The organism is Pectobacterium betavasculorum (assembly GCF_000749845.1).
Taxonomy (GTDB): Bacteria; Pseudomonadota; Gammaproteobacteria; order Enterobacterales; family Enterobacteriaceae; genus Pectobacterium; species Pectobacterium betavasculorum.
In genome coordinates this window covers 1-26,266 of sequence record NZ_JQHM01000021.1, presented here as the reverse complement: position 1 = coordinate 26,266, position 26,266 = coordinate 1, and the positions used below count along the sequence as shown (strand labels likewise).

The window sequence follows — 26,266 nt, the reverse complement described above, 5'->3', positions numbered from 1 at the left end:
ACTGAATTAGTGTCAGGCTCCCTATTGGTTTTAATGCGCGCCTCCGCCTCCACTGCCAGTGGTAAAGGGCGGTTTAGCGAACCAGACCAGCACCAGCAGCACCAGAAAGACGCCCGCCGCGGCCCAGAAGATCTCGTTGGCGGAGATAATCAGTCCCTGTGCGGTAATCTGCTCTGCGATGTAAGCCGAGGCCTGCGTTTGGCTCATCCCCATTGCCTGAAGCTGCTGGTACGTTTCCTGCGCTATTGGATTATACGGCGTGATAGATTCCGTCAGGTGCGCATGGTGTAGCGATTCGCGCTGTGTCCAGAGTGTGGTGGTCAGCGACGTCCCGATTGAACCTGCTAGCGTTCGGGCAAAGTTCGACAGGCTTGATGCTGCCGCCAAACGTTCAGGCGGAAGACCCGACAGTGTGATGGTCGTCAGCGGCATGAAGAAGCAGGCGACGGCAAACCCCTGTACAAACTGCGGCCAGGCCGATGCGCCGAAATCCATGCCCGGCTCAAAGGTGTACGCCCGCCAGTAAAAGCAGACCGCGTACATAATAAAGCTGAACGTCACCAGCTTGCGCATATCCAGATGCGGTGCAAATCGACCAATGATCGGCGACAGCAGCACGGGCATCAACCCAACTGGCGCGGATGCCAGCCCTGCCCAGGTGGCGGTATAGCCGTACACCTCCTGCAACAGCTGCGGCAAGAGCACGATCGCTCCAAAGTAGAACATATAGGCGAGGCTGATACACAGGCAGCCAATGGTAAAGTTGCGCGACTTAAAGAGGGACAAATCCACCACCGGATGGTCGTCCGTGAGTTCCCAGACAATCAGGAACGCGATTGCAATCACTGCCACCACTGTTAGGGTGATGATTTCCGTCGAGTTAAACCAGTCCAGCTCTTTGCCGCGGTCGAGCATCATCTGAAGGCTACCGATACCGACGACCAACAACGCCAGCCCGATGGTATCGATCGGCTTGATCTCCGTTTTGGTTTCTCGCCCGCGCAGCGTTTGCAAGGCAATAAACACCACGGCGATGCCCAGCGGAACGTTGATGAAGAATATCCACCCCCAGTGATAGTTGTCGCTAATCCAGCCGCCGAGAATGGGGCCACAGATCGGCGCGACGACCACGGTCATTGACCACAGTGCCAGAGCGATGCTGCGTTTTGCCGGGGGATAATTACTTAACAACAAACTCTGTGACAGCGGGATCAGCGGTCCGGCGACAATCCCCTGCAAGACGCGGGCGAAAATCAGCATTTCCAGGCTGGTGGACACACCACACAGCCAGGAGGTCAGCGCAAAGAGTGCCGTTGACCATAGGAAAAGGCGGACTTCACCGAACCGTTTTGCCAGCCAGCCGGTGATAGGAATAGAGATGGCGTTAGCGACGCCGAACGAGGTGATGACCCACGTTCCCTGTGAGTTGGACGCACCCAGATTACCGGCGATGGTCGGAATAGCGACGTTGGCGATGGTGGAGTCCAGTACCTGCATAAACGTTGCCAGCGACAGAGCAACGGTCATCCAGGCCAGACTCGCGCCTTTAAGCGGTTTTCTCTGCACGTTTCTCTCCTGGTCGATTAACCGGCATTCGCCTGAATAATGGCGCTAATGTCTTGGTTTACGGGGGTGAGGTCCAGCGTCAGCGCATCGCTTTGGTAGGCTGGCGTGGTGCGCGACGTTTCTGCTAACGCACTGCCTTCTGTATTAGCGGTATCAACATTCACCAGTGCAGACAGGCCGATGCGCAACGGATGTTCGGCAACCTGCTTCGGATCGATCTCAATTCGTACAGGCAGGCGCTGAACCACTTTGATCCAGTTGCCCGTCGCGTTCTGGGCAGGCAGCAGAGAAAATGCGCTCCCGGTACCCATATCGAGGCCGACCACTTTTCCCTGATACACAACATCATCGCCGTAGATATCCGCGATCACAGTCGCGGGCTGGCCGATGCGCATATTGGCTAACTGCGTCTCTTTAAAGTTAGCATCGACCCACAGGTGATTGGCAGGAACCACGGCCATCAGCGCTGAAGTCGAGGAAATGCGGGCGCCAATTTGCACGCTGCGGCGTGAAATATAGCCGTCAATTGGGCTGACGATTTTGGTACGCTGTAGCGCTAACCAGGCATCGCGCATTTCTACGGAAGCTTGTTGTATGGCGGGTTGCTTCTCGAGCGGCGTATCCAGGATCATTGCCTGATTCGCCTGATATTGTTGTCTGGCAACTTCCAGCGCCGCTTTGGCAGTCGCGACGGCATCGCGGGCATGCTGTACTTCTTCTCGCCCGATAGCATTTGCGCTGCCTAGTGCTTCACGGCGGCTCTGGTCGCTTTGTGCCTTGTTCAGTTCCGTCTGACGCAGTTCGATATTGGCCTGATATTGTTTGCTGTTGATAATCAACTGATGCGTTTGGCGCACGCTGTTGGCCAGTGCGGTTTTCGCGCGCTCGAATGCCTGCTGGGCATCGGTGGGATCCAGTTCCACCAACACCTGACCCTGCTTAACAAAATCGGTATTGTCGACGTTCACATGGGTGACACTGCCCGTAACCTGCGCCATGATCTGAATCTGGTTGCCTGCGACGTAGGCGTCGTCTGTGCTTTGGTGATGTCTGAGCACCAGGAACCAGTAAACCAGCCAGACACAACCCAGCACGACGAAAATAAACGTTAGCAGTGACAATACACGTTTACGCTGCTGCTTTTTGTTTCTTTGGGGCGTCTGCGGCACCTGATTTTCCACATTTTCACTCATGCTGTTCTCTCTCTTTTTATTTTTTGTATCGGCCATCGCACCAGACCGAGCAGCCTGACGATAGTCGCAATGAATTCATATTGTTGTGTCGCTCGGGGGAGTCTTCAGATTGCCCGCCCAGAGCGTGAGATTGCCGTTGCGCTAAGCCGCAGTTTGCTGCTGCGGAAATATCATGCGTATTTTTCGCAGCAAAACTCACCAGCCCGATACGTAAGCATCGGGTCATTCCGGGTGAAAAAGGTGCTGGTTATGATTTTTTGTTGTTGTTCTTTTGCTATACGTTGCCGAAATCGTCCATCTCATCCAGCTTAACCAGGAGCTTTCTCATCAGAGTTTCGAGCTGTTTTTGCTCTCCTGATTCAAGTGCTGAGCAAAGCACGTGGAGACTGTCATGCTGTGGTGGAATAAGTTGACCAAGAAACGCTTTGCCTTCTTCTGTCAGATGAAGATGCAGGCAACGTCTGTCGCTGTTGCTTTCGCGCCGCTCTATCCAGCCTCTTTTCTCCAAATCGTCAGCGATGCGTGTTGCATTGGTGCGCGACGAGCCCAGAGCTGCACTGAGTTCAGATGGCTGAATGCTATAAGATTCTTGGGACTCTAACGTTAACAATGCCATGAACAGGGTTTCGTTGATCCCCTGATCTTTCAGCATTCTGTTTCTGTGTTCAAGAATTTTGCCTTGAACGTGCATGAACAGACGTAGTAACAAAACTTCCTGACGTGGGAAACCGGGTTTGCGTGAAGCACGCAGATCGAGCATTTGTTCTATAGGAGTGAATGAACTGTCCATTTTTTATATAAACCTCATTAATCACGGTATGCATAGTAACTAATGTTACTAAATGGGTAAACGGCATTCAGGTGGGAAATTGTGCTTATTTCTGTGACAGAACGTAAGCGGAGAATAGCTTGAAGTAGATATTATTCGCCACTTAGTTTATTTAAATCAAAATCTTACTTGATAATTCACACTGCGGATTCAAAGCAGCTTAAAAGCAATGCCGTAGCAGAATGCGCCCAGTAACGTCGATAAGACGATACTGCGGGTTTTATAAAAGCAGGCGGTCAGCGTAATAAAGCCTACCAGCGTTGGTCGCAATTTTTCATGATGCGCGAGAATATCCGGCACGCTGGAAACTATCAGCAGCGCACAGATGGAAGCAATGCCGATGCTATCAAGCAACAGGGCCTTTTTGCCGCGTTGCAGCGAACCAGAAGCACGTGAGGCGCTCAACCGCAGCGGCACATAGCGGAAGAGATAGTTCACCAGCCCCACAATCAGCCCGATAAGAATGACTTCTGTGCTCATGTGTTCACCTGTGGCGTGGCAGGGTTAATCAATGAAGCCAGACAGCCGCTGAGAATGCCGAGCAGTATTGCGGCTGGGATGGAAGAAAGCAGCAGACCAAGCAGCGCGCCGCCTAGCGCGCAGGCGACGACCAGACTCTGTTTCCGCCTGAAGGACGCGAGTAAAAAGCTCAGGAAAAGTGCGGGCAGCATGAAAGACAGCGCCGCTTCGACGGCAGGGTAATCATTCAGCGGGCCGTTGCCGAATACAGCACCGATCACCGTGCCAAGTACCCATGAGAGCCAGGCTAAAAGTGACACGCCCATCATCCACTCTTCCGACCAGCGTCGGTTATCTTTCGCCAGGCGGGTGGCTGCTGCGGCAAACACTTCGTCCGTCAGGCCGAACGCCCATAGCGCGGTTTTTCGGGTTGGCAGCCGTTGTGCAATGCGATGCCGTAACGCGGGCCCATACAGTACATGACGGACATCCATCGCCATGACGGTCAACGCCGCGACCCAGATGGACATGCCTGCGCTGAGAAGGGCGGTGATGACGAACTGGCTGGCACCGGCGTAAATGATGCAAGAAAGGAAAATCCCCTCCAGCGGGGTAAATCCTAGCTTGACGGCGTTCATGCCAAACGCGAATGCTACGGGCATGTAGCCGATAACAATCGGCAAGCTGTCAAATATGCCCTCGCTAAAAGACGCAGATTGTGTCGGTGCAGGTGTGGTTAATGTCTTCACTGGCTTGATATTTTTTGCACTTAAGGGGAATTAACCGGTAACACTAGCAAAGCATTGCCGGAATTTCACGTTATTGCGAACCGGGCGTGATGATCTCGCACGTAACTTTCTCGTGGGAAACTGTCTCGAATAAGGCAGTCTCAAATAAGAGCGGCTACCGCACCGCCATCGCTTCCTGAGTCTCATGATGATGGCTGCGCCACCACACCAGCAGGTTCAACAGGCTGATAATACTGCCCACTGCGCAAACACCAAGCCAGCCCCACTGTTGGTAAGCCGAAGCAGAGAGGAGCGATCCCAACGCGCCGCCAATGAAATAGCTGGTCATATAGCCTGCCGTCAGTCGGTTACGTGCTTCAGGCATCATACGGTAGATCACGCTCTGGTTGGTCACATGCACACCCTGAACCGCCAGATCCAGCACGATGATTCCAATGAGAAGCGCCGCCACGGAATGAATACCGAGCGCAATAAACCCCCATGACAGCAAAAGCAGGATAATCCCAACGCTGGTGGTCGGTTTGGCCTTCCCTTGATCGACCAGACGACCCGCACGTGAAGCCGCTAATGCGCCTGCCGCACCGACCAGCCCGAACAGGCCGATAACGCCTTCGGAATACCCGTATGGCGGTGAAGCCAGCAGGAATGCCATCGACGTCCACAGAATGCTGAAGTTGGCAAAGGACAGACAGCCAAGGATTGCACGCGTGCGCAGCAGCGGATTTGCAGAGAATAGGCGGAATATGGAGACCAGTAACTGCGGGTAGTTCAGCGTGTTTTGCTGAGGAATACGCGGCAATGCCCGCCACAGAATCAGCGCCATGATGGTCATCAGCGTACTGGCAACCCAGTAAACGGTACGCCAGTCGCCGAGTGAAGCCAGCGCACCCGCGACGGTACGCGCCAGCAAAATCCCCAGCAGCAGGCCGCTCATAATCGTGCCAACAACTTTACCGCGTGTTTCCGGCGTTGCCAGCGTCGCAGCAAGAGGAACCAGCAACTGCGCGACAACGGAGAACAGGCCGGTTAACGCCGTGCCAGCAATCATTATCCAGAGCGTGGGCGCAGAAGCAGTGATCAGCATCCCGCCTGCGGCGAGTAGCGTCATTCCGACAATGAGTGTCCGGCGTTCAAACATATCTCCTAGCGGAACCAAAAACAACAGGCCAACGGCATAGCCTAACTGCGCGGCGGTGACAATGAATCCCGCCTGATTGACGGAAAGGGCAAAGGCTCTGGCAATAGTCTCCAGCAGCGGCTGGGCATAATAGTTACTGGCGACGGCAAGGCCAGTCGCGACAGACATAATCAGGGTCAAAGACAGGCTGAGTCCCGATTGTGGCTGAGAGGATGCAGATTGTTGCTGAAGAGACATAGTGTTTGGACGTTAATATGATGTTAAAAGCAGAGTCTATAGTATCCGGCAGAGCCTAATGAGATGCCAGAATATCTTTACGCTTCTTAAACATGCTGGGATGTTTCGCTTTTGCTGAGATTGATTTAGCTTATCGCCAGCGTCATAACACTATCGACAGGGGATATTATGTTTAAGCACTATCAGGTGGTTAAGAGAAAAAGCATTGCAATGCTAATGGGATGTGCCAGCAGCCTTGGCACGACCAAATCGTACAGTGCCGGTCTGATGCGAAAACGGGTCAGTTGAAATACATTACGAGCTACCCGACGGAAACGTAGCCGCGTGGTATTCAAATTGATCCCAGCGGGAAATTCCTGATCGCCAGCGGTGAAAAATCGACGTCGCTGTCGGTGTACCGCATCAATCAGGACAACGGAGATTTAGTGCGAGTAGGGCGCTACCCGACCGGAAAAGGCGCGAACTGGATAGAAATCGTTAACCTGCCGTGATTTGCTTCGCATCAATGAAAACGCCCCTTTCGTTGGAAAGGGGCGCTCGTCTACAGGTGATTATTTCGCTGCATCGGCGGCAGTTTTTACCCAGCCGTCAAACAACTGCTGGTGGGCTTTGATCCAGCCATCAACATGACGTTCGATATCTTTCTGTGAACCCTGACCTTCATGCATACGTAGATTCTGTGCATTCACATCGGCAATCGGCAGCTTCATGATAGCGAACAGCTTCGCCGCGGCGGGGTTTTTCTCGGCCCATGCTTTATTCGCGGCAATCTTCATGGTGTTAACGGGGAAGCCATAATCGGCACCGTTTGGCAGTTTGGTACTGACATCCTTCATTTCACCCGGTTGAGAAGAGAAAGGCACCTGCAACCACACCACGTCACGCCCCGGAACCAGCACATCACTCACCCAGTACGGTGTCCAGGTGTAGTACAGAATCGGTTTACCTTCTTTGTAACGGGTGATGGTATCGGCGATCATCGCCGCATAGTTGCCCTGATTATGCTCTACCGTGTTGGTTAAGCCATATGCTGGAAGGTGATGGTTGATGGCAGCTTCACATCCCCAGCCTGGTGTACAGCCCGTCAGGTCGGCTTTGCCGTCGCCATTGGTATCAAAAAGCTTGGCAATTTTCGGATCTTTTAGCTGCGAAATATTGGTGATTTTGTATTTTTCAGCGGTTTTCTTGTCGATCAGATAGCCCTGAGCGGCACCGGAGACATATTCACCCTGACGGTAGAATTTCGCGTCCCCACCAGCAGCTTTATATTGGTCTGCGTGTAGCGGATCCCAGTTCACTGCAATAAACGTTGCATCGCCAGAAGCGATTGAGGTGTAGGCGACGTTGTAGTCCACTTCACGCGGAGATTGCACGTCATAGCCCAGCTTTTCCAACGCGCGACTGACCAGCAGCGTCTGGAACGTTTCCTCGGAGATGGTGCTTTGCACCGGAATAACGGAAATACCTTTACCGGGTTGCGCGGTGTCGGCGGCATAAACCTGCGTACTCAACAGTGCGGTAGTCAGGGCTGCGGCCCAAAGTTTGGTGTTCGGCATCATGACATGATTCCCTCTGTTTTTATCGTGCGTTGATTCGCGAGTATGAATATTGTGGATAAAACGACTAGTGAACGTCGTCGCTTGTCTGACGTATGCCAGACAAGCGGGAAGAGCGTTACTGCTTGATGAAAGGACGGGTCAGCAGGCCAATCGGGCCGCTGGCGTACCAGCTTTTATTGCCCTTGCTGCGACGATCTCGCCCCAGAGATTGGGTAAGACGGTCAAGAATAATGGCCAGAATAACAATCCCTACACCACCAACGGCAGCCAGACCCATATCCAGACGGCCAATGCCGCGCAGTACCATCTGGCCTAAACCACCTACGGCTATCATCGAAGCGATAACCACCATCGACAGCGCCAGCATCAGCGTCTGGTTAACACCGGCCATGATGGTCGGCATGGCTAGCGGGAGCTGAACCTTAAACAGCATCTGGCGCGGGCTGGCACCGAATGACTCAGCGGCTTCAATCAGATCGGCTGGCACCTGACGAATACCCAGAATCGTTAAGCGAATAATCGGTGGCAGGGCGAAGATAATCGTTACCACGACACCCGGCACGTTACCGATACCGAACAGCATAACGATAGGCACCAGATAGACGAACGCGGGCGTAGTCTGCATGGCGTCTAGCAGTGGCCGGATAAACTTTGCAGCTCGTTCGCTACGCGCCAGCCAGATCCCCATGGGGAGTCCGATGAGCACGCAGAAAAACAGCGCGGTCAGCACTAGCGCCAATGTCACCATGGCCTGCGACCAGGCACCAATCGCGCCAATCGCAATCAGAGACAAGAGGGTTGCCACGCCCATACCAAGGCTGGACATCTGCCAGGCAATCAGCGAAAACACCAGAATGGCAATCGGCGCAGGCATTCCCAACAGAAACTGCTGGAAGCCGCCCAGAATAAAATCGACCGGCACGCGGATGCCCTGGAAGATAGGTCTGAAGTGCAGCACAACCCAGTCGATACCGTGGGTGACCCAACTGTCCAGTGGGATCAGCGTGTCCTTAAACGGATCGAGCAGGTTGAAATGCTCGGGTGCCGCAGGAGCCGCGCTGTTTAACCAGTCACTGCCGGATTGCGCAGCCTGATGAGCGGCATCGGTGGAACCATCGGGAGCCGGAGCGCTGCTCCAGGCATCGCTACCGTTAGCTGATGCGTCCGGCGCAGTGGTGCCGGTAGACCAGGGATCGCTGCTTTGCGGTGCGCTATCCGGCATCGAACCGTGCTGTGCTGGTGTAGAACTCTCAGCACCGTTTTCGGCTGGCGGGTTCTGCGAGCTGGTTGCCCATGGATCGCTTTGCGCGGTGTTATTACCCTGCTCAGGCGTTGCATTTTGGTCGGCAGGCTGATTTTGTGCCGTGGTGTTATCCCACGGGTTTGGTGTTGATTTACTCATTGGTCACTCCTTCCTTATCCAGTGCCTGTAGCAGCATTCCTTTGGAAATGATGCCAATGTACTCATTATTCTCGCCGACGACAGGGACGGCACAGGGAGCCTGTGCGACCTGAGAGATCAGCTCGTTGAGTGACATATCTGCGGGCACGGGAACCGGTTCGGGCAGTAACGCCTGTTCCAGCGGCTGCTGTTCTTTCAGCGCCTGCTTCAGTGAATCAATAGACACGACGCCAATGAAGCGTTTCCCACCTTCCAGTACGTAGCCGTAATCACGGTCTTCGTCCTGAAGGATTTTCAGCGCGGAACGCGGCCCCACGCCGGGGGTTTTACGGATTAGAGTGACCGGGCGACGGCGGGCGATATCTTTGGCGCTAAACACGTGGCTGATATCGACACCGCGGAAAAAGGTGCGCACATAATCATTGGCTGGGTTATTCAGAATCTCATCGGGTGTACCGACCTGAATCACTTCACCGCCGTGCATGATGGCAATCCGGTCACCGATGCGCATCGCTTCATCCAGATCGTGTGAGATAAAGACGATAGTGCGTTGATGACGAGACTGGAGTTTGACTAACTCATCCTGCATTTCAGTACGGATCAGCGGATCAAGCGCGGAGAATGCCTCATCCATCAACAGGATATCGGGGTCATTCGCTAACGCACGCGCCAGACCAACACGCTGTCGCATCCCGCCAGACAGTTCATCTGGGTAAGACGCTGCGTAGGCTTCAAGGCCGACCTGCTGCAACGCATCCAGCGCTTTTTGCTCACGCTCTGCTTTCGGCGCGCCAGCCAGTTCCATACCAAACGCGGTATTATTGAGGATATTCAGATGCGGCATGAGCGCAAAGGATTGGAACACCATACTGATCTTCTTACGACGCACGTCGCGCAGCGCGGTATCCGATATCCTGGAGATATCTTCACCGTCAATCAGCACCTGACCCCGAGTGGGTTCGATCAGACGATTGAGAAGGCGTACCATGGTTGATTTGCCGGAACCGGATAATCCCATGATGACAAATATCTCGCCTTCTTCAATGGCCAGACTGGCATCTTTTACCCCGACAGTAAGCCCTGTTTTTTCAAATACCTGATCTTTGCTCAGGCCTTTATCAATCAGTTTAAATGCTCTGTCCGGGTGCTCGCCAAATATCTTATAAAGATTCTTTACTTCAAGTTTAATTGCCATGAAATTATTGTTTTCCTGTGTCGTTTATAATTCTATAACGTAACCCTGATAATGATTAAACATAATCTACCCTACCATACTCAGATTCTGAGACAACCCTTTATATCTTTCATACTTCAAGTTGCATGTGCGTTGGCTGCGTTCACTCACACGAATCACTTACCTAAGTAAGCTCATCGGGATTCCTTCTCTTGCCGCCTTCCTGAAACTTGAATTATTTAGGCTATATTGCCTCCGCGGTGGTTAATATTCGCGATAGCATTAACGTGATTATTGCTACGTTATCTTCATGATTTACGTGATTTTTATGATTTTTTGTTTGAAGGGTAATTCTTTTTATAACAGTACGTTACCTGTTGGTTTTTACGTATTGTATTTACGGATGATATAACCTTTTCTGATTGTGGATGAATCACTATTTATAGTGAATTCCACTAATAGAAGAATATGATAAATAAATCACAATTTTGGGCTTATAGACACCCGAATAGGCCGACGTAGGTACATTTTTTACTTATGGTATCTGTCGGTATTTTATGCAGTATAGCAAAGATATAATGGGTAAAATGATTGTGTTAATTCTCACCAATAAATGAGAGTGTTCTGAATAATATATTCTTCATTTTTTCAGAGTAATAAAGTCGAGCTGCTGTGCCAATTTGGTGAGATGCTTCGTGCACTATCGTACGCGACCCCGATGGATACAATATTGAAGCGGTGTACCACCGCCAGCCTAGAACGTCGAATTTTGTGGACGTGGTGATGAGGGGGAAAATCCCCCTTTGTCATTCACTCATCAAGCTGACATGGGCGGCGACAATACGCCAGCCTTCGGGCATTTTTACCCAGGTTTGCATTTGGCGGCCAACTTTCGTGCTGCCTGCGCGGGTAAACTCGGTGCTGGCGACGGCCATATCATGACCGTAGGTGGTGATGACAGTATTACGCAGATCTCTGTCCAGACCAGCAGAGGGGCGAGCGAGGCGAAAGGCACGGATTTCCTCGATCCCGTACAGGTTTTCTCCCGCACCGTAGCGCACGGTTTTTTCATCGTGCCAGAACAGCTCATCCAGAACCGTAATGTCGTTACCGGTTAAGGCTTTTTCGTAGCGATAAAACGCGGCAGTCACATCGGCCAGCACATCCGGCTGATTGATATCGTCAGGCAACATATTTTCTTTCCTCTAAGGTATAGGTGATGCCCTGCTGCTCAAGCGCCCACGCCGTCCGCAGACAAAGATCCTCGCGCCATGGCGCGGCAATAATCTGAATACCGATTGGCAGGCCGCTAGCGGTTGCTACTGGCACCGTCACGACGGGCAGACCGACAAAAGAGATCGGCTGTGTCAGCATGCCCATGTTGGCGCGGACGGGCAGATCGGTATCATTAATGCGTATGGTTTCCTGCCCAATAAGCGTTGCGGAGCAGGGCGTCGCGGGGGCAATCAGCAGGTCGGTGTGTTCAAACAACGCCAGCGTCTGTTGACGAAAATAGTTACGGAAGCGCTGGGCTTGCACATACCAGGCGGCGGGGATCATCGCGCCAGCCAACAGCCGTTCGCGTGACAGTGGCTCGAAACATTCAGGCTGAGTACGTAAGTCAGGCAAATACTGGTTCCCGCCTTCACTGGCTGACAGAATAAAGGCGGCGCTGCGTGCCAGTGCCGCGTCGGTTAACGTCAGGCTGTCCTGTGCGCCCAGAGCCTGAGCTATCTGGCAGACGGCGGCTTTTGCCTCCTCGCTACTCCATGTGGAGAAGTAGCCATCAAGCACGGCATAGCGTAGCCCGTCACTGCCTGCTTCCAACTGTTCGACGGTATGTTGCGTTTTCCGCTCGGCTTGAAAACGATCGTGCTTGTCGCGACCTTGTAGCACGTCGAACACCAAAGCCAGATCGTCCGCGGTACGTGCGAACGGGCCGATGTGGTCGAGGCTGGCGACAAACGGGTGGCTTCCGTGGCGTGATAAACGGCCAAACGTCGGTTTTAGCCCGAAAACGCCGCATAGCGACGACGGCACGCGGATCGAGCCATTGGTGTCGCTGCCCAAGGTGAAGTTAACCAGCCCTGCGGCGACAGCGGCCGCCGATCCTCCAGACGATCCCCCTGCGATACGCTGTGTGTCGAGCGGGTTACGCGTGGGGCCGTAATGGCTATTTTCGGTGGTAAAACCGTAGGCATAAGCGTCCATATTCAACATGCCGGACAGCAGCGCGCCCTGACGGGTAAGCTGACGGATGGCAAAGGCATCCTGCACGGCGGGTGGGCGTTGGCTGAGAAGTTCGGCACCTGCCAGCGTGGTTTCGCCGCTGACATCAAACAGGTTCTTGACGGCATAAGGCACGCCAGCCAGCGCGGGTAAGGTTTCCCCGCGCTGACGGCACGCGTCGATACGCTCAGCTTCTGCCAACATACGTTCGCCAGTGACATGGGTATAAGCATTAATCGTCGGATTGGTTTGCTCAATCGCGCCTAGTGCCTGCTGTGCAAGCTCTCTGGCCGAGAATGTTCCCGCCCGCAAGCCTTGTTGAATCTGCCGTATGGATAACGATGAGGACGTGCGCTTGGCGTATAAACTCATAGCGTATACACTCCTAGCGTATAAACCCCGGCAATTTCCTGATGTTCATCGAGTGGGAATGCCATTAACGGCTGTGCCATGGCGTGGATGCGGCTGAATTGCACCAACAGTTCCTGATGCCGTTCCTGGCTGAGTTGCAGGGATAGCAGTGCTTCCATCTGTTGTAGATACGCTGTCAGCGCGTCTTGTTCGGTTATCGTCATTCTGTTTTCTCCCGGTTAAGTAGGACTAGAAGCCTGCCGCGCTGCCGTTGCTGCGTGGATCGAAAGCACCTTCCAGCATGCCGTTGGTGTGACGCACGATGGCACCCGCATGGCCGACGGTTTCGCTAAAGCTGCTCAATAGCTCGATGTCGTGCCCTAGCTGACGCAGTGCATCCACGGTGGCGGGTTTAAAACGATCTTCGATCTTTAGGGTGTCGGAAGACTGTCCCCACGTACGCCCCAGTAGCCAGCGTGGAGCGGTAATCGCCTGTTGCAGCGGCTGCCCCTGCTGGACATGACGGATAAAGATGGCCGCCTGCGTCTGTGGCTGTCCATCTCCGCCCATCGAGCCGTAGACCATCGTCCGTCCATCGGATAAACGCGCGGCGGCGGGGTTTAAGGTATGAAAAGGTTGCTTACCTGGCTCCAACGCTAACAGGTGTGCTGGATCGAGGCTGAACGAGGCTCCGCGGTTCTGCCAGAGCACGCCGGTTCCAGGCAGTACAACACCGCTGCCGAATTCGTGGTAAATGCTTTGAATGAAAGAGACGCATAGGCCACTGCTGTCGCATACGCCCATCCAGACGGTGTCGCCGGGGCCTTTGCCTTCTCCCCACGATGCGGCTTTTCGGGTATCGACCTGCCGCGCCAGTGCACCGAGCGCATCGTTTTCCAGCAACGCCTGAACATTTTGCGTCATCAGCTTGGGATCGGTAATAAAGCGGTCACGCAGGCCAAACGCCAGCTTGGTCGATTCGACAATGCGATGGATCGTCTGGCTATCGTTCAGATCTTCCATTTCTAAATGATCGGTCAGGCCGAGAATCGCGAGCGACACCAGACCCTGAGTCGGCGGCGCGAGGTTATAGATGTCGCCTTTGCTGTGTTTCAGTACCAGCGGCGTTGTCCGCTTGGCGCGGTAATTTGCCAGATCGTCAGCCGTCAGCGGCATCCCGAGCTGCGCCATCTGTGCCGAAAGGCGGGCGGCGATGGAGCCGCGATAAAAGCTGTCTAGCCCTTCAATGCTCAGCGTTGTTAAGGTCTCGGCTAAGTCAGGCTGCGTGAAACGACTGCCCGCACGCGGGATATTTCCCTGTGGCATAAAGAGTTGGCTAAAAGCCGGAAAATCGCTCAGTTCGTGATAGCGCTGGGTGAGTGCATCTTCCTGTGATTGCGTGACAGGAATGCCGTCCGCCGCATAGCGAATCGCGTCAGACAGTAAACGAGCCAGCGGTAACGGCTCTCCTCCCAGTTCCTGAGAGAATTCTAGTGCTTCCTGCCAGCCACCGACGGTGCCCGCGACCGTTAGTGCCGCTTTGGGGCCACGGTGTGGAATGCGGCTTTCGCCCTGATACCACTCGCGACAGGCCAGCGATCCCGCCGCACCGCTGGCATCAATGGCAATAGGTTCGCCACGTGGTGGCACAATCAGCCAGAAACCATCGCCGCCGATTCCGTTCATATGCGGATATACCACGGCAATGGTTGCTGCCGCGGCGACCATGGCTTCAATGGCGTTGCCGCCCTCACGCAGAACAGCCAATGCGCTGGCGCTGGCTAAATGATGAGGTGCCACCGCCATGCCTAGCGGGGCGGTATTACTTTGCATCATTTCTATATTCCTTTTTATGTCGGGTAGTATGAGTTGCTCTATTAACCTTAGCTACAAGCAAACGGCATTCCAGTTTTGCGGTGCGATGTGAAGTCGGTATGCGTACCTATATCATCCTGACAATCCTGTGCTATGTTCTGCGCAATGAAACAAACGTTACAGCAAGTGCAACGGACGAGAGACGATGATGCAGATAGATGAACGATTACGGGATCGCTATAGCGAGCTTTCACCGCAGGAACAGCGCGTCGCGGATTTCATCTTCGATCACTTTGACGATCTGATCGGCTACAACAGCGCCGAGCTGGCGCGGTTGAGCGGTGCCTCCAAAGCGACGGTTAGCCGCTTGTTCAAACGACTGGGCTACCCCAGCTATCGTGATATGCGTGATGAACTCAGAACGCTGCGTCAGAGTGGGATGCCGCTGGCGGATAATCGCGATGCCGTGCAGGGGAATACGCTGCTAGCGCGGCATTACAAGCAGGAAATGGCGAACCTGACGCAATGGATCAACCTGATTGACCCCGTACAGTTTGGTGCCGTGATTCAGGCGTTGATGCAGGCGCAGCGCCTGTGCCTGATTGGGCTGCGTAACAGCTATCCGGTAGCGCTGCACCTGCGCCAGCAACTGCTTCAGATTCGCCAACAGGTGACGCTGTTGACGCAGCCGGGGCAGACGCTATCCGAAGAACTGGTCGATCTCACTGCACAGGATGTCGTGATTGTGGTGGCCTTTCGCCGCCGTCCACGCCTGATTCAGCCGCTGCTGGCACAACTGCAAAAACGCGGTGTGCCCGTGCTGCTGCTCTGCGAACCTCAGGTTAGTGCGCTGATGTCATTGGCAACCTGGTCGCTGTGCGTCCCGCTGGACAGCGTCTCGGCGTTTGACAGCTATTCGTCTGCCATGAGTCTGGTAAATGTGATCAGCAACGCGCTGTTGCATGAAATGTTGCGTGACGGACGCCAACGCATCCACCAGATCGCGGATCTTTATGGTGAACTGGATGAGCTTGAGCAACGCTAATGGTGCGTTGGGATGGTGCTTTTGCACTTAAATGGTGCGAATTAATTGATGTTCTTATCTGTCATGTGGCTTGTTTCGGGCGTGATAAGACCGGATTATTTTTGTGACATAGCGCTGTGGATTGCTTCCTGCTGTTGTCTGTTCATAGGCGTAAAAAATTATGATGAGAAACGTGGGGCATCCCGAATGAGCAGCATGGACGCTGCGAAAGCCTGTGCCGCGTCGGGAGCGCGTCACAGGCGGTTCGGCAGGATGACATGCGTTTCGAATGTACCGCGTAGCGGCATAATTCACGCCGAAAGCCAGGGTTCGTAGGGCTGCGGCGACTGAGCAGCCCTACGTCGGGCGTAGTGCATGAGTTGCATAAATTATCTCTCTGCAATCACGCACGACATTTTTCACCGATATCGCATATCCATATCCACAGCAATGACATGTTTTAGCACAATTCCCTGACCTTCTACATTGTTCCTCATCGCCAAGAATACGAATGGAATCTGGCACATTCCTTGCTTAGTGTTTGTAACGATAGTTTCAATTTTTGTTTTTAAAGAATCTTTCGTTTCAATTACACTAACCGGGGGCAGAGACGATGTTGATCAATAAACTGGGCATCAAAAAAGGGTTACTGGCGATGATGGGCGCGGCAATGTTACTGGTTCAGGCTGGTAGCGCGATGGCCGATCAGTTGCAGGATATCGAGAAGCGCGGTGTGCTGCGCGTCGCGGTGCCGCAGGATTTCCCTCCGTTTGGATCGGTGGGTACCGATCTGCAACCGCAGGGTTATGACATCGATATTGCTCGCTATCTGGCGAAAGAGATGAAACTAAAGTTGCAACTGGTGCCGGTAACCAGCGCCAACCGCGTGCCATATCTGCAAACCAACAAGGTCGATCTGGTGATCTCCAGCCTGGGAAAAAATGCCGAGCGTGAAAAAGTGATCGATTTTAGCCGCGCTTATGCACCGTTCTTTCTGGGGGTCTTCGGGCCGAAAGACAGCGCGTTAGCCTCGTCGGAAGCGCTGGAAGGGAAGAGTATTGGCGTCACACGTGGTGCGGTAGAAGATATGGTCTTGACGGATACGGCACCGAAAGCCGCACAGATTAAGCGCTACGAAGACAACAACACCACGCTGTCGGCGTATCTGTCAGGACAGGTGGAATTTGTCGCCACGGGTAATCTGGTTGTCGCTGCTATCACCGAGCAGAACCCGACTAAAGCCCCCGTTGCGAAGTTTATGCTGAAAGATTCACCGTGCTACATCGGGCTGAAGAAAGACGAGCCTGCGCTGAAAGCGAAAGTCGACGCGTTGATTGAGCAGGCGTTGAAGGACGATACGCTCAATAGCCTATCGGAAAAATGGCTGAAAGCACCGCTGCCAGCCAGCATCAAAGCGTAATGGGAGCGCGCCATGACCTATCAGCTTAATTTTTCCGCACTGTTACCGTTCTGGCCTGAGCTACTGGCGGGGTTGTGGGTCACCATTGAGCTGACGGTAATGGCAACCCTCGGCGGTATCGCCATCGGTATCTGCGGTGCGGCCTTGCGTAGTGGCAAGCCCACCCTGCTGAGCCGGCTATGGGGGATCTACGTCGAGCTGATTCGTAATACACCGTTTGTGGTTCAACTGTTTTTTATCGTCTTCGGCTTGCCGAGTTTGGGTTGGAAACTGACGGCCGGGGAGGCTGCGCTGTTAGCGATGTTGATTAATCTTGGCGCGTACAGCACTGAAATTATCCGCGCGGGGATTCAGGTGACACCAAAAGGTCAGTGGGAAGCCGCTCGCGTACTGGGGTTAACGCGGATGCAGACTTTTCTGCGCGTGATTTTACCACCAGCGCTTCAACGGATTTATCCGGCGCTGGTCAGCCAGTGCATCATTGTCATGCTGGGATCGTCGGTGGTGTCGCAGGTTTCCTACGAGGAATTGACCTTTGCCGCCAACCTGATTCAGTCCCGTACGTTCTTGAGCTTTGAAGTGTATCTGGCGACTACGCTGTGTTACCTCGTGTTGTCTGTTCTGATGCGGCAACTCTTACTGCTGGCGGGGCGGCGTTTCTTAGGGAGTCAGCAATCATGACATTTACCGATTGGGATATTGTGCGCAACCTGCTGCTGGCGGCGCGCTGGACGCTGCTATTGTCACTGACGGCCTTTATCGGCGGTGCGCTGGTGACGTTTCCGCTCATGCTGTTGCGGCTGACCAAACGCAAATGGGCGACGCGCTTTGTCCATCTGTATTCCGAGTTATTTCAGGGCACGCCGCTGTTGATGCAGCTGTTTCTCGCGTTTTTCGGGCTGGCGTTGTTCGGTATTGATGTAAGCCCCTGGACGGCGGCGGCATTGGCGCTGACGCTATTTACCAGCGCTTTTCTGGTCGATATCTGGTGTGGCAGCGTGGAAGCGCTACCGAAAGGGCAGTGGGAAGCGTCGCGCTGTCTCGGGTTGGATTTTGGTCAGACGCTCTATCGGGTGATTGCGCCGCAGGCGATGCGTATCGCCATCGCGCCTACCGTTGGGTTTTCTGTGCAGGTGATCAAAGGCACCGCGCTGGCGTCGATCATCGGGTTTATCGAACTGACCAAAGCGGGAACCATGTTGAATAACGTGACCTATCAGCCGTTTAAAGTGTTTGGCTTGGTGGCGCTGGGCTATTTCCTGATGTGCTACCCGCTCTCTTACTACAGCCGCTATTTGGAGAAGAAATTCAATGCCGCTCATCACCATTAATCAGGTTCAAAAATATTACGGTCAGAACCATGTTCTGAAAGGCGTGGATCTGGATATCGAAATGGGAGAGGTCATTTCGATCATCGGGCGCAGCGGCTCCGGTAAGAGCACGCTACTGCGCTGCATAAATGGTCTGGAAGGTTATCAGGACGGTAGCATCAAGCTGGGCGGGATGACGGTCACCGACAGGGATTCGCAGGCGCGGGAGATCAGCCGCTCGGTCGGGATGGTGTTCCAGAACTTCAATCTGTTTCCGCACATGACGGCGCTGGAAAACGTAATGCTGGCACCGCGTCGCGTGCTGGGTAAAAGCGCGGCGGAGTGTCAGGAATTAGGTGAACAGATGCTCAACAAGGTCGGACTGGGTGAACGTATACATTATTATCCCGCCAATCTGTCAGGCGGTCAGCAGCAGCGTGTGGCGATTGCCCGCGCACTGGCGATGAACCCAAAAGTCCTGCTGTGTGACGAAATTACCTCGGCACTCGATCCTGAATTAGTCGGCGAAGTGTTGAAGGTACTGGAACAGCTTGCCGCAGAAGGTATGACGCTGATTCTGGTCACGCATGAAATGAACTTTGCCCGTGAAGTAGGGGACCGTGTGGTGTTTATGCATCAGGGCACGGTCTGGGAGCAGGGTGACAGTAAGACACTGTTTGCTAACCCGCAGACCCGTGAATTGAAACAGTTTATCGCCTCGGTCCGGGGATTATCGGAAGCATAATTACTCTCTTCGAATGTGTAAGTCGAAACAAAAGTCTGGAGCAATAACCATGAGCAGCGAACTGTACGCGCAAATTAACCCACCCCATCGCCTGTTGATGGGACCGGGACCGATCAACGCCGATCCACGCGTATTACGGGCAATGGCCAGCCAGTTGGTTGGTCAGTATGACCCCGCAATGACCCATTATATGAATCAGGTCATGGAACTCTATCGTCAGCTTTTCCGTACGGAAAATCGCTGGACGATGCTGGTGGACGGCACTTCACGCGCGGGCATCGAAGCGATTCTGCTGTCGGCGATCCGTCCTGGCGATAAGGTGCTGGTACCGGTGTTTGGACGTTTTGGTCATTTGCTGTGTGAGATTGCCCGCCGCTGTCGTGCTGAGGTTCATACCATTGAAGTGCCGTGGGGTGAGGTGTTCTCGCCTGACCAGATCGAAGATGCGATTAAAACGGTGCGCCCGCGTCTGCTACTGACGGTGCAGGGCGACACGTCGACCACCATGCTGCAACCGCTGGAGGAACTAGGCGAGATTTGTCGCCGCCACGGCGTGCTGTTCTATACCGATGCCACGGCGTCTTTTGGCGGTAATCCACTGGAAACCGATAAATGGGGTTTGGATGCCGTTTCCGCTGGATTACAGAAGTGTCTGGGCGGGCCGTCTGGCAGCTCGCCCATTACATTGAGCCCGCAGATGGAAGCGGTGATCCGTCGCCGTAAATGCGTCGAGCAGGGGATCAGAACGGACGCGCATCAGGACGGAGACGACGAGATGATCTATTCCAACTATTTCGATCTGGGCATGGTGATGGATTACTGGGGGCCAGAGCGCCTGAATCACCACACCGAAGCGACAAGCATGTTGTTCGCTGCGCGTGAGTGCGCGCGGGTGATCCTTGAAGAAGGGTTGGATCGTAGCATTGTCCGCCATGCGCTACACGGTAATGCGCTGGTGGCGGGGATTCAGGGAATGGGACTGGAAACCTTTGGCGATCTCAGCCACAAAATGAATAACGTACTGGGCGTGGTGATTCCTGACGGCGTTCACGGCGAACAGGTGCGTAAGCTGCTGCTGGAAGACTTTGCCATTGAGATCGGCACTTCGTTTGGCCCGCTTCAGGGCAAGATCTGGCGTATTGGCACCATGGGGTATAACGCACGCAAAGACTGCGTGATGCAAACGTTAACGGCGCTGGAGGCGGTGCTGAATCGTCTTGGCTTCCACACCGTTCAGGGCGAGGCCATGCAAGCCGCCTGGAACAGCTACGCGGTGAACGAGGAGCATGCATGAGTGAACCTCTACTGTCGTCGTCTGCTGCACAGGCTGCCGCTGAACAGATTATGTCGCGCTGCGATGCGCTGGCTGAAATTAGCGAAACGCCCGGTCAACTGACCCGTGTTTACCTGTCGCTGGAACACCTGCGTGCCAATAGGCTGGTGGGAGAGTGGATGTGCGAGGCGGGAATGAACGTCTGGCAGGACAGCGTTGGCAATATTTGCGGCCGCTATGACGGGCTGACGCCGGATGCACCCGCGCTGCTGCTGGGGTCGCATCTGGACACGGTGCGCAATGCCGGACGCTACGACGGTATGTTGGGCGTATTGACGGCGATTGAAGTGGTACGCACGTTTCATCAACAGGGAATTCGGTTGCCCGTGGCGCTGGAAATCGTCGGCTTCGGCGATGAGGAAGGCACACGTTTTGGCATTACCCTGCTGGGTAGCCGAGGCTTGACGGGCACCTGGCCGGAAAACTGGCTGGACTGTCAGGATGCTGAGGGGACCAGCGTGGCGCAGGCATTAACCATCGCAGGGCTGGATCCGCTTCAGGTGGCGCAGGCGGCGCGCCCGGTCAGTGATATCGTCGCCTATTTGGAACTGCACATCGAGCAGGGGCCATGTCTGGAACAGCAGGAACTGGCGCTGGGCGTGGTCACTGCAATCAACGGAGCGCGGCGGCTTAACTGCACGTTTCTCGGTCTGGCGGGGCATGCAGGAACGGTGCCGATGACGCAACGGCAGGATGCGCTAGCGGCGGCGGCGGACTGGATGGCGCAGGCAGAGCGGGTGACTCGTGAAAGCGATCCTCATCTGGTTGCTACGTTTGGCACGTTACAATGCTTACCGGGCGCGGCGAACGTGATCCCCGGTGAAGTGAAGATGACGCTGGATATTCGTGGGCCGGAGGACGTGCCGCTGGATGCGTTGCTACAAAAACTGCTGAAGCTGGCACAGGATATCGCGCATCGACGCGGCTGCCAGTTCAGTGCCGAAGAGTATTATCGCATTGCGGCGACCCGTTGCGATCCCGCCTTGCAGTCGGTATTAAATGAGGCGGTGACGCAGGTACAGGGAAAAACGTTCATGCTGCCGAGTGGCGCAGGGCACGATGCTATCGCGGTTGCCGAACGCTGGCCGGTGGCGATGCTGTTTGTCCGCTGTCGCGGCGGCATCAGCCACCATCCTGACGAATCCGTTACTACAGCAGATGTGGCGCTGGCGCTACAGGCGTTCTATCAGGCGGTGTTCTACCACGCCTCTGCACAGTAACGACAGCTACAGCCACTAGAGCGTAAAGCGATCGGCATCGCGCCAGGCAGGAAAGGATTCCCGATAGCTTTGTAGTGCTTCCAGCGACAGTTCGGCGTCTAGCTGAGCGGGCTGGTTGGGGGCGGCAGACGCCAAAATTTCCCCTTGAGCGTTAATAATCAGGCTATCGCCACGGTAGCTGTGGCCGTTGCCGTCGGTGCCGACGCGGTTGCAGCCCGCAACATAGGCCTGATTCTCAATAGCGCGCGCCGCCAGCAGCGTTTGCCAGTGTGCTGCACGTGGTGCTGGCCAGTTGGCGACATACAGTGCCAGATCGTAGTCCTGCCGGTTGCGCGACCACACCGGGAAACGTAAGTCGTAGCAGATCATCGGGCAGATGCGCCAGCCGCGCCATTCAAGAGTGACCCGCTCTGTGCCCGCCTGATAGTGGTGATGTTCATCTGCCATGCGGAACAGATGGCGTTTATCGTAGTGATACATGTGGCCGTGCGGATCCACTAACAGGAAACGGTTCACTGCGCCTTTTGGCGTATTCACCGCGACGCTGCCGCCGATCAGTGCATTGGTTTTCTGCGCCCACTGGTGTAGCCACGTTTCTACGACCGATTGATCCAGACTGCCTTTGGCCGCTTCCATCGCAAAGCCGGTGGTGAACATCTCCGGCAACACAATCACATCACGACCCACAAGCTCCGGCAATAACGTATCGAAATGACGCAGGTTGGCTTCCCCATCGCGCCAGACTAATGGTTGTTGCAGCAGTGAGATCTTTAAAGTCGACATAAACGCTCCGCAGCGGCATCCAACGTTGCTTCCTGTTTAGCAAAGCATAGCCGAATCAACGTATGTGGGAACGGATCGGCGCAAAAGACGGAGAGCGGAATGGCGGCAACGCCAACGTGCTCGGTCAGCCAGCGGCAGAAGCTGACATCGTCCAGAGTAGAAATCGCCTTATAGTCCGCCAGCAGGAAGTAAGTGCCTTCGCAGGGGAGAATCTCGAAACGGCTACCTTTCAGCGCGTTGATGAAACGATCGCGGCGCGCACGGTAAAAGTCGGGCAGTTCGCGCCAGTGTTGCGGCTGTTCCCGTAGCATATCGGCGATGGCGAACTGAGCAGGCGTGTTCACGGAGAACGTCAGATACTGGTGAACCTTACGCACTTCCGCGCTCAACGCCGCTGGTGCGACACAGTAGCCCACTTTCCAACCGGTCATGTGGAAGGTTTTACCGAATGATGAGACGGCGATAGCGCGTTGACGTAGCAAAGGGTGTGCCAGCACGCTAGCGTGTCCTTCGCTATCAAAGCAGATATGCTCGTAGACTTCATCACTCAGTACGAAAATATTACTCGTGGCAATCGCCTGCCATAGCTGCTCAAAATCGGCTTTCTGCCAGACGGTGGCGGACGGATTGTGCGGCGTGTTCAGAATCACCAACCGAGTGCGATCGCTCAGCACGTCGGTAAAAGATGACCAATCCACGCGAAATGCGGGTGGCTGCAAGGCGATGCGTTTGAGTACGCCGCCAGCCAACGTAACGGCGGGCGCGTAGCTGTCATAGCTGGGATCGAAACAAATCACTTCGTCGCCGGGGCGCACCAGTGCGGCAATGGCGGCAAACAGCGCTTCGGTGGCACCTGCCGTGACAGTCACTTCGCTATCGGCATCCGGCTTCCAGCCATACAGTTCTTGCGTTTTTTCGGCAATGGCCTGACGCAGCGGCGCGACGCCGGTCATCGGCGCATATTGGTTTGCGCCCTGACTGACGTGATAAGCCAGCCGCTGCTGTAAATATTCCGGGCCGTCAAAATCAGGGAAACCTTGTGATAGATTGATGGCCTGATGCTGTTGGGCCAGTGCGCTCATCTGGGTAAAAATGGTGGTGCCTAGCGAAGGCAGTTTACTGTCGAGGATCAGAGCGGCGCTCATAGCGGGTGGGACTCCTGCAAGCCTGTATTGCTTGGTAATATAACATGCTGTTAGTATTTGGCAATCAAGACGCTTGGACGTTTAAACGGCTAAATGCTTTTATATGCTAAGACATAACAAAAGCGTCTAAACCTCCAGAAAATTTTCTAAAAATTTTTAGAAAAATGGACAAAAAACGGGAAGCCTCATGACTGAAAATCAACAATTGACGGCGCTGCTTGCGGCCTGCCACTGGATCGGCGAGAAAGGCTGGTGTCCGGCGACGGGCGGCAATATGTCCGTACGCCTGGATGACGCGCAGTGCCTGATTACCGAATCGGGTAAAGACAAAGGCAGCCTTCAGGCAGAGGATTTCCTGCGGGTGGAGATTGCCACTAACCATGTGCCGAGCGGCCGTACGCCGTCGGCGGAAACGGGGCTGCATACGCTGTTGTATCGCCGCGAGGAGACTATCGGCGCGGTACTGCACACGCACTCGGTGAACGCGACGGTGCTGTCTCGGGTAGAGAAAGGCGCTGAGCTGGTGTTGCACGGCTACGAAATGCAAAAGTCGCTGGCGGGGCAAACGACCCATTTGGATCGTGTGGCGATCCCAATATTCGATAACGATCAGGATATTCCAGCGCTGGCACAGCGGGTAACCGAGTTTGCTGGCCACACGCCGCTGCGTTACGGCTTTCTGGTGCGCGGCCACGGCCTTTACTGCTGGGGCGCGACGGTGAAAGAAGCGCGTCGTCATCTGGAAGGGCTAGAGTTCCTGTTCCAGTGCGAATTGCAGCGCCGACTGCTGGAGGTGAAAGCGTGATTAAGGCGATTGTGACCGATATTGAAGGCACCACCAGCGATATCCGTTTTGTTCACCGTGTGCTGTTCCCTTATGCCCGTGAGCGTCTGGCCGACACGGTGCGACAGCACGACAGCGATCCTGAGATCGCGCAGGCGTTGAACGCGCTGCGTCAGGAACTGGGTCAGCCTGATGCGAATAGCGATGCGCTGATTACCGCTCTGTACCAGTTTATGGATGAAGACCGTAAATCCACGGCGCTGAAGCTGTTGCAGGGCATCATCTGGCGTGCGGGCTACCGTAACGGTGATTTTCAGGGGCATTTGTATCCTGACGTCGCGACGCAGCTCGCTGCATGGCAGCGGCAAGGCCTGCGCCTGTATGTTTACTCGTCAGGTTCGGTGGAAGCGCAGCAGTTGCTGTTTGGTTACAGCAATGCGGGCGATCTGCGCCCACTGTTCAGCGACTATTTTGATACCCGCGTCGGCGCGAAACGAGAGACAGATTCTTATCGCGCCATTGCACAAGCCAGTGGGATCCCTGCTGAGCAATTACTGTTTCTGTCGGACATTCGTCAGGAACTGGATGCCGCGCAGGAAGCCGGTTGGCACACCTGTCAGCTTATTCGTGATGATGCGGATAGCGTAAGCCGTCACCGTCAGGTGGCACGTTTTGACCAGATCGACTTACCGGAGTATGGCCAATGAGTGGATTAACCATTTTTAGCGACAGCGATGCAAGCCAGCCGATTTGGCAAAGTCAGGATGCCGACGCGATTCAGAAACAACTGAACGACATTGGCGTGCGTTTTGAGCGCTGGGAAGCCAGTCAAAAGCTGAGCGACGCCCCATCGTCTGAGGAAGTGCTGGCAGCCTATCAGCATGAAATCGATAAACTGGTGGCAGAAAAAGGCTATCAGAGTTGGGATGTCATCAGCATGCGCTCTGACAATCCACAGCGTGCGGAGCTACGTACCAAGTTTTTATCCGAGCACGTCCACCACGAAGATGAGGTGCGCTTTTTCGTGGAAGGCGCCGGGCTGTTCTGTCTGCATCTGAACGGCAAGATTTACCAGATTCTGTGTGAGAAGAACGATTTGCTGTCCGTACCGGCAGGCACGGCGCACTGGTTTGATATGGGGCCTGAACCGCATTTCACCGCTATCCGCCTGTTCGATAACCCGGAAGGCTGGATCGCCCATTTTACCGGCGATAAAATCGCCGATGCGTATCCGAAGCTGGAGCGGTAGCTCGTAGGGTTTTACACTCTTATTGCACGGATGCAAATAGTTTATCCATCATCGGAGAACAAGTGGATACCTTGTTCTCCGATGATAATTGCGACTTTTTGATTTGCCATCTAATTTATCACTTATGATATTATATTATTATTAATCAATGAGCTTGCTTGGTTTTAGTCCTTTTTCTGTGCTATTGGCTCTGCGAACATTTTGTTATCCTTTAGTCGTATTTTCTCAACGGGAATAGCGTCAAAGGTGTCACATGGAACGTTTTCATTATTCTCTTCAAACTGCCTCCCCCTGCGACGTTCTTGTCTCTATCGAGCGAATTTTTGCTTAACGTAAACTTTTTACGCATTTCACCTCAGCGCGTTTTAGCCAATATGGAGCCTTATCAACGCCGTATTTTATTAACGTAAACAAGGAGAGGCCGATGGCAAACAGTACAGGATTACAGTTCACCGTAAAGGTTGGCGCGCTGGAGGCAGGCACCTTTGCGGTGGTGGATTTCAGGCTGGATGAGGGGTTGAACCGGCCTTTCAGCCTGTCACTGAGTCTGGC

Annotated in this window: 25 protein-coding genes and 1 pseudogene; 11 read left to right on the top strand and 15 right to left on the bottom strand. The window is 54.3% G+C overall.

The window, feature by feature from the left end; all coding sequences use genetic code 11:
• Positions 1 to 30 precede the first annotated feature (30 nt).
• The 6 genes from emrB to KP22_RS19870 form a co-directional block, all read right to left on the bottom strand.
• Positions 31 to 1,566 carry a multidrug efflux MFS transporter permease subunit EmrB gene (emrB, locus tag KP22_RS19895; RefSeq protein ID WP_039308453.1) on the bottom strand — a complete coding sequence of 512 codons (1,536 nt, stop codon included), beginning with the start codon at positions 1,564 to 1,566 and terminating at the stop codon, positions 31 to 33.
• Between the two features lie 17 nt (positions 1,567 to 1,583).
• Positions 1,584 to 2,759: a multidrug efflux MFS transporter periplasmic adaptor subunit EmrA gene (emrA, locus tag KP22_RS19890; protein ID WP_039308451.1), complete on the bottom strand. Its 1,176-nt coding sequence runs from the start codon at positions 2,757 to 2,759 to the stop codon at positions 1,584 to 1,586.
• Between the two features lie 274 nt (positions 2,760 to 3,033).
• Entirely contained in the window at positions 3,034 to 3,549 is a 516-nt protein-coding gene (gene mprA / locus KP22_RS19885) for a transcriptional repressor MprA (protein ID WP_039308449.1), read from the bottom strand.
• 189 nt (positions 3,550 to 3,738) lie between these two features.
• Positions 3,739 to 4,068, bottom strand: a complete 330-nt coding sequence (ygaH, locus tag KP22_RS19880) for an L-valine transporter subunit YgaH (protein ID WP_039308446.1) — start codon at positions 4,066 to 4,068, stop codon at positions 3,739 to 3,741.
• A complete protein-coding gene (locus KP22_RS19875; RefSeq protein ID WP_039325982.1) occupies positions 4,065 to 4,796 on the bottom strand; it encodes an AzlC family ABC transporter permease in 732 nt (243 codons plus the stop codon). Before KP22_RS19875 ends, ygaH begins: the two co-directional genes overlap by 4 nt.
• A 154-nt stretch (positions 4,797 to 4,950) precedes the next feature.
• The gene (locus KP22_RS19870) at positions 4,951 to 6,171 is read right to left on the bottom strand and encodes an MFS transporter (protein WP_039325979.1); all 1,221 of its coding nucleotides are present in this window, start codon (positions 6,169 to 6,171) and stop codon (positions 4,951 to 4,953) included.
• 266 nt (positions 6,172 to 6,437) lie between these two features.
• Between KP22_RS19870 and KP22_RS22050 the strand changes: the two are divergent.
• Positions 6,438 to 6,662: pseudogene (locus tag KP22_RS22050) on the top strand (beta-propeller fold lactonase family protein); the annotation flags it as partial.
• A 60-nt stretch (positions 6,663 to 6,722) separates the two neighbouring features.
• Here the strand turns inward: KP22_RS22050 and proX are convergent.
• The 7 genes from proX to KP22_RS19835 form a co-directional block, all read right to left on the bottom strand.
• Positions 6,723 to 7,727, bottom strand: coding sequence for a glycine betaine/L-proline ABC transporter substrate-binding protein ProX (proX, locus tag KP22_RS19865; RefSeq protein WP_039308481.1), 1,005 nt, complete (start codon positions 7,725 to 7,727; stop codon positions 6,723 to 6,725).
• A gap of 118 nt (positions 7,728 to 7,845) precedes the next feature.
• The gene (gene proW, locus KP22_RS19860) at positions 7,846 to 9,132 is read right to left on the bottom strand and encodes a glycine betaine/L-proline ABC transporter permease ProW (protein WP_039325977.1); all 1,287 of its coding nucleotides are present in this window, start codon (positions 9,130 to 9,132) and stop codon (positions 7,846 to 7,848) included.
• Positions 9,125 to 10,327, bottom strand: a complete 1,203-nt coding sequence (gene proV, locus KP22_RS19855; protein ID WP_039308440.1) for a glycine betaine/L-proline ABC transporter ATP-binding protein ProV — start codon at positions 10,325 to 10,327, stop codon at positions 9,125 to 9,127. Before proV ends, proW begins: the two co-directional genes overlap by 8 nt.
• 785 nt (positions 10,328 to 11,112) lie before the next feature.
• Positions 11,113 to 11,499 (bottom strand): oxalurate catabolism protein HpxZ, encoded by a 387-nt coding sequence (hpxZ, locus tag KP22_RS19850; RefSeq protein ID WP_039308436.1) that lies wholly within the window; start codon positions 11,497 to 11,499, stop codon positions 11,113 to 11,115.
• Positions 11,489 to 12,907, bottom strand: coding sequence for an AtzE family amidohydrolase (locus KP22_RS19845; RefSeq protein WP_039325974.1), 1,419 nt, complete (start codon positions 12,905 to 12,907; stop codon positions 11,489 to 11,491). Before KP22_RS19845 ends, hpxZ begins: the two co-directional genes overlap by 11 nt.
• Positions 12,904 to 13,110 (bottom strand): oxalurate catabolism protein HpxX, encoded by a 207-nt coding sequence (hpxX, locus tag KP22_RS19840; protein ID WP_039325972.1) that lies wholly within the window; start codon positions 13,108 to 13,110, stop codon positions 12,904 to 12,906. The genes KP22_RS19845 and hpxX overlap by 4 nt, the downstream gene beginning before the upstream one ends.
• A 25-nt stretch (positions 13,111 to 13,135) precedes the next feature.
• Positions 13,136 to 14,722 carry a gamma-glutamyltransferase family protein gene (locus KP22_RS19835; RefSeq protein ID WP_039308423.1) on the bottom strand — a complete coding sequence of 529 codons (1,587 nt, stop codon included), beginning with the start codon at positions 14,720 to 14,722 and terminating at the stop codon, positions 13,136 to 13,138.
• A gap of 184 nt (positions 14,723 to 14,906) precedes the next feature.
• On the opposite strand from KP22_RS19835, the gene KP22_RS19830 reads away from it, so the two are divergent.
• The 7 genes from KP22_RS19830 (at position 14,907) to hpxK (ending at position 21,753) form a co-directional block, all read left to right on the top strand.
• Positions 14,907 to 15,746 carry a MurR/RpiR family transcriptional regulator gene (locus KP22_RS19830; RefSeq protein WP_039325970.1) on the top strand — a complete coding sequence of 280 codons (840 nt, stop codon included), beginning with the start codon at positions 14,907 to 14,909 and terminating at the stop codon, positions 15,744 to 15,746.
• 613 nt (positions 15,747 to 16,359) lie between these two features.
• Positions 16,360 to 17,145, top strand: a complete 786-nt coding sequence (locus KP22_RS19825) for a transporter substrate-binding domain-containing protein (RefSeq protein ID WP_039308479.1) — start codon at positions 16,360 to 16,362, stop codon at positions 17,143 to 17,145.
• A gap of 12 nt (positions 17,146 to 17,157) precedes the next feature.
• Entirely contained in the window at positions 17,158 to 17,826 is a 669-nt protein-coding gene (locus tag KP22_RS19820; RefSeq protein WP_011094999.1) for an amino acid ABC transporter permease, read from the top strand.
• Positions 17,823 to 18,476 carry an amino acid ABC transporter permease gene (locus KP22_RS19815; protein WP_011094998.1) on the top strand — a complete coding sequence of 218 codons (654 nt, stop codon included), beginning with the start codon at positions 17,823 to 17,825 and terminating at the stop codon, positions 18,474 to 18,476. The genes KP22_RS19820 and KP22_RS19815 overlap by 4 nt, the downstream gene beginning before the upstream one ends.
• A complete protein-coding gene (locus KP22_RS19810) occupies positions 18,457 to 19,200 on the top strand; it encodes an amino acid ABC transporter ATP-binding protein (RefSeq protein ID WP_039308417.1) in 744 nt (247 codons plus the stop codon). The genes KP22_RS19815 and KP22_RS19810 overlap by 20 nt, the downstream gene beginning before the upstream one ends.
• A 49-nt stretch (positions 19,201 to 19,249) precedes the next feature.
• A complete protein-coding gene (locus KP22_RS19805) occupies positions 19,250 to 20,494 on the top strand; it encodes a pyridoxal-phosphate-dependent aminotransferase family protein (protein WP_039325967.1) in 1,245 nt (414 codons plus the stop codon).
• A complete protein-coding gene (gene hpxK, locus KP22_RS19800) occupies positions 20,491 to 21,753 on the top strand; it encodes an allantoate amidohydrolase (RefSeq protein ID WP_039325965.1) in 1,263 nt (420 codons plus the stop codon). The genes KP22_RS19805 and hpxK overlap by 4 nt, the downstream gene beginning before the upstream one ends.
• A 15-nt stretch (positions 21,754 to 21,768) precedes the next feature.
• Here the strand turns inward: hpxK and KP22_RS19795 are convergent, their stop codons facing one another.
• Together KP22_RS19795 and KP22_RS19790 are read right to left on the bottom strand one after the other, a co-directional pair.
• Positions 21,769 to 22,536 (bottom strand): amidohydrolase, encoded by a 768-nt coding sequence (locus KP22_RS19795; protein WP_039325964.1) that lies wholly within the window; start codon positions 22,534 to 22,536, stop codon positions 21,769 to 21,771.
• On the bottom strand, positions 22,524 to 23,681 hold the full coding sequence (locus KP22_RS19790; RefSeq protein ID WP_039325963.1) for a pyridoxal phosphate-dependent aminotransferase: 1,158 nt from the start codon (positions 23,679 to 23,681) through the stop codon (positions 22,524 to 22,526). Before KP22_RS19790 ends, KP22_RS19795 begins: the two co-directional genes overlap by 13 nt.
• A gap of 187 nt (positions 23,682 to 23,868) precedes the next feature.
• Between KP22_RS19790 and KP22_RS19785 the strand changes: the two genes are divergently transcribed.
• The 3 genes from KP22_RS19785 to KP22_RS19775 are packed head-to-tail and all read left to right on the top strand — an operon-like array spanning position 23,869 to position 25,714.
• Entirely contained in the window at positions 23,869 to 24,486 is a 618-nt protein-coding gene (locus tag KP22_RS19785; RefSeq protein ID WP_039308400.1) for a methylthioribulose 1-phosphate dehydratase, read from the top strand.
• Positions 24,483 to 25,172 carry an acireductone synthase gene (gene mtnC / locus KP22_RS19780; RefSeq protein ID WP_039325962.1) on the top strand — a complete coding sequence of 230 codons (690 nt, stop codon included), beginning with the start codon at positions 24,483 to 24,485 and terminating at the stop codon, positions 25,170 to 25,172. Before KP22_RS19785 ends, mtnC begins: the two co-directional genes overlap by 4 nt.
• Complete coding sequence (locus tag KP22_RS19775; RefSeq protein ID WP_039325957.1) at positions 25,169 to 25,714, top strand: 1,2-dihydroxy-3-keto-5-methylthiopentene dioxygenase; 546 nt, start codon at positions 25,169 to 25,171, stop codon at positions 25,712 to 25,714. The genes mtnC and KP22_RS19775 overlap by 4 nt, the downstream gene beginning before the upstream one ends.
• Positions 25,715 to 26,266 lie beyond the last annotated feature (552 nt).

Bases quoted from the DNA above. Each gene is read 5' to 3' on its own strand.
- KP22_RS19795 (WP_039325964.1), bottom strand. From the start codon at position 22,536: ATGTCGACTTTAAAGATCTCACTGCTGCAACAACCATTAGTCTGGCGC.
- mprA (WP_039308449.1), bottom strand. From the start codon at position 3,549: ATGGACAGTTCATTCACTCCTATAGAACAAATGCTCGATCTGCGTGCT.
- KP22_RS19820 (WP_011094999.1), top strand. From the start codon at position 17,158: ATGACCTATCAGCTTAATTTTTCCGCACTGTTACCGTTCTGGCCTGAG.
- emrA (WP_039308451.1), bottom strand. From the start codon at position 2,759: ATGAGTGAAAATGTGGAAAATCAGGTGCCGCAGACGCCCCAAAGAAAC.
- KP22_RS19810 (WP_039308417.1), top strand. From the start codon at position 18,457: ATGCCGCTCATCACCATTAATCAGGTTCAAAAATATTACGGTCAGAAC.
- proV (WP_039308440.1), bottom strand. From the start codon at position 10,327: ATGGCAATTAAACTTGAAGTAAAGAATCTTTATAAGATATTTGGCGAG.
- KP22_RS19805 (WP_039325967.1), top strand. From the start codon at position 19,250: ATGAGCAGCGAACTGTACGCGCAAATTAACCCACCCCATCGCCTGTTG.
- KP22_RS19815 (WP_011094998.1), top strand. From the start codon at position 17,823: ATGACATTTACCGATTGGGATATTGTGCGCAACCTGCTGCTGGCGGCG.
- KP22_RS19775 (WP_039325957.1), top strand. From the start codon at position 25,169: ATGAGTGGATTAACCATTTTTAGCGACAGCGATGCAAGCCAGCCGATT.
- hpxX (WP_039325972.1), bottom strand. From the start codon at position 13,110: ATGACGATAACCGAACAAGACGCGCTGACAGCGTATCTACAACAGATG.
- KP22_RS19870 (WP_039325979.1), bottom strand. From the start codon at position 6,171: ATGTCTCTTCAGCAACAATCTGCATCCTCTCAGCCACAATCGGGACTC.
- hpxZ (WP_039308436.1), bottom strand. From the start codon at position 11,499: ATGTTGCCTGACGATATCAATCAGCCGGATGTGCTGGCCGATGTGACT.
- KP22_RS19830 (WP_039325970.1), top strand. From the start codon at position 14,907: ATGATGCAGATAGATGAACGATTACGGGATCGCTATAGCGAGCTTTCA.
- KP22_RS19835 (WP_039308423.1), bottom strand. From the start codon at position 14,722: ATGATGCAAAGTAATACCGCCCCGCTAGGCATGGCGGTGGCACCTCAT.
- proX (WP_039308481.1), bottom strand. From the start codon at position 7,727: ATGCCGAACACCAAACTTTGGGCCGCAGCCCTGACTACCGCACTGTTG.
- KP22_RS19790 (WP_039325963.1), bottom strand. From the start codon at position 23,681: ATGAGCGCCGCTCTGATCCTCGACAGTAAACTGCCTTCGCTAGGCACC.
- ygaH (WP_039308446.1), bottom strand. From the start codon at position 4,068: ATGAGCACAGAAGTCATTCTTATCGGGCTGATTGTGGGGCTGGTGAAC.
- proW (WP_039325977.1), bottom strand. From the start codon at position 9,132: ATGAGTAAATCAACACCAAACCCGTGGGATAACACCACGGCACAAAAT.
- hpxK (WP_039325965.1), top strand. From the start codon at position 20,491: ATGAGTGAACCTCTACTGTCGTCGTCTGCTGCACAGGCTGCCGCTGAA.
- KP22_RS19845 (WP_039325974.1), bottom strand. From the start codon at position 12,907: ATGAGTTTATACGCCAAGCGCACGTCCTCATCGTTATCCATACGGCAG.
- KP22_RS19785 (WP_039308400.1), top strand. From the start codon at position 23,869: ATGACTGAAAATCAACAATTGACGGCGCTGCTTGCGGCCTGCCACTGG.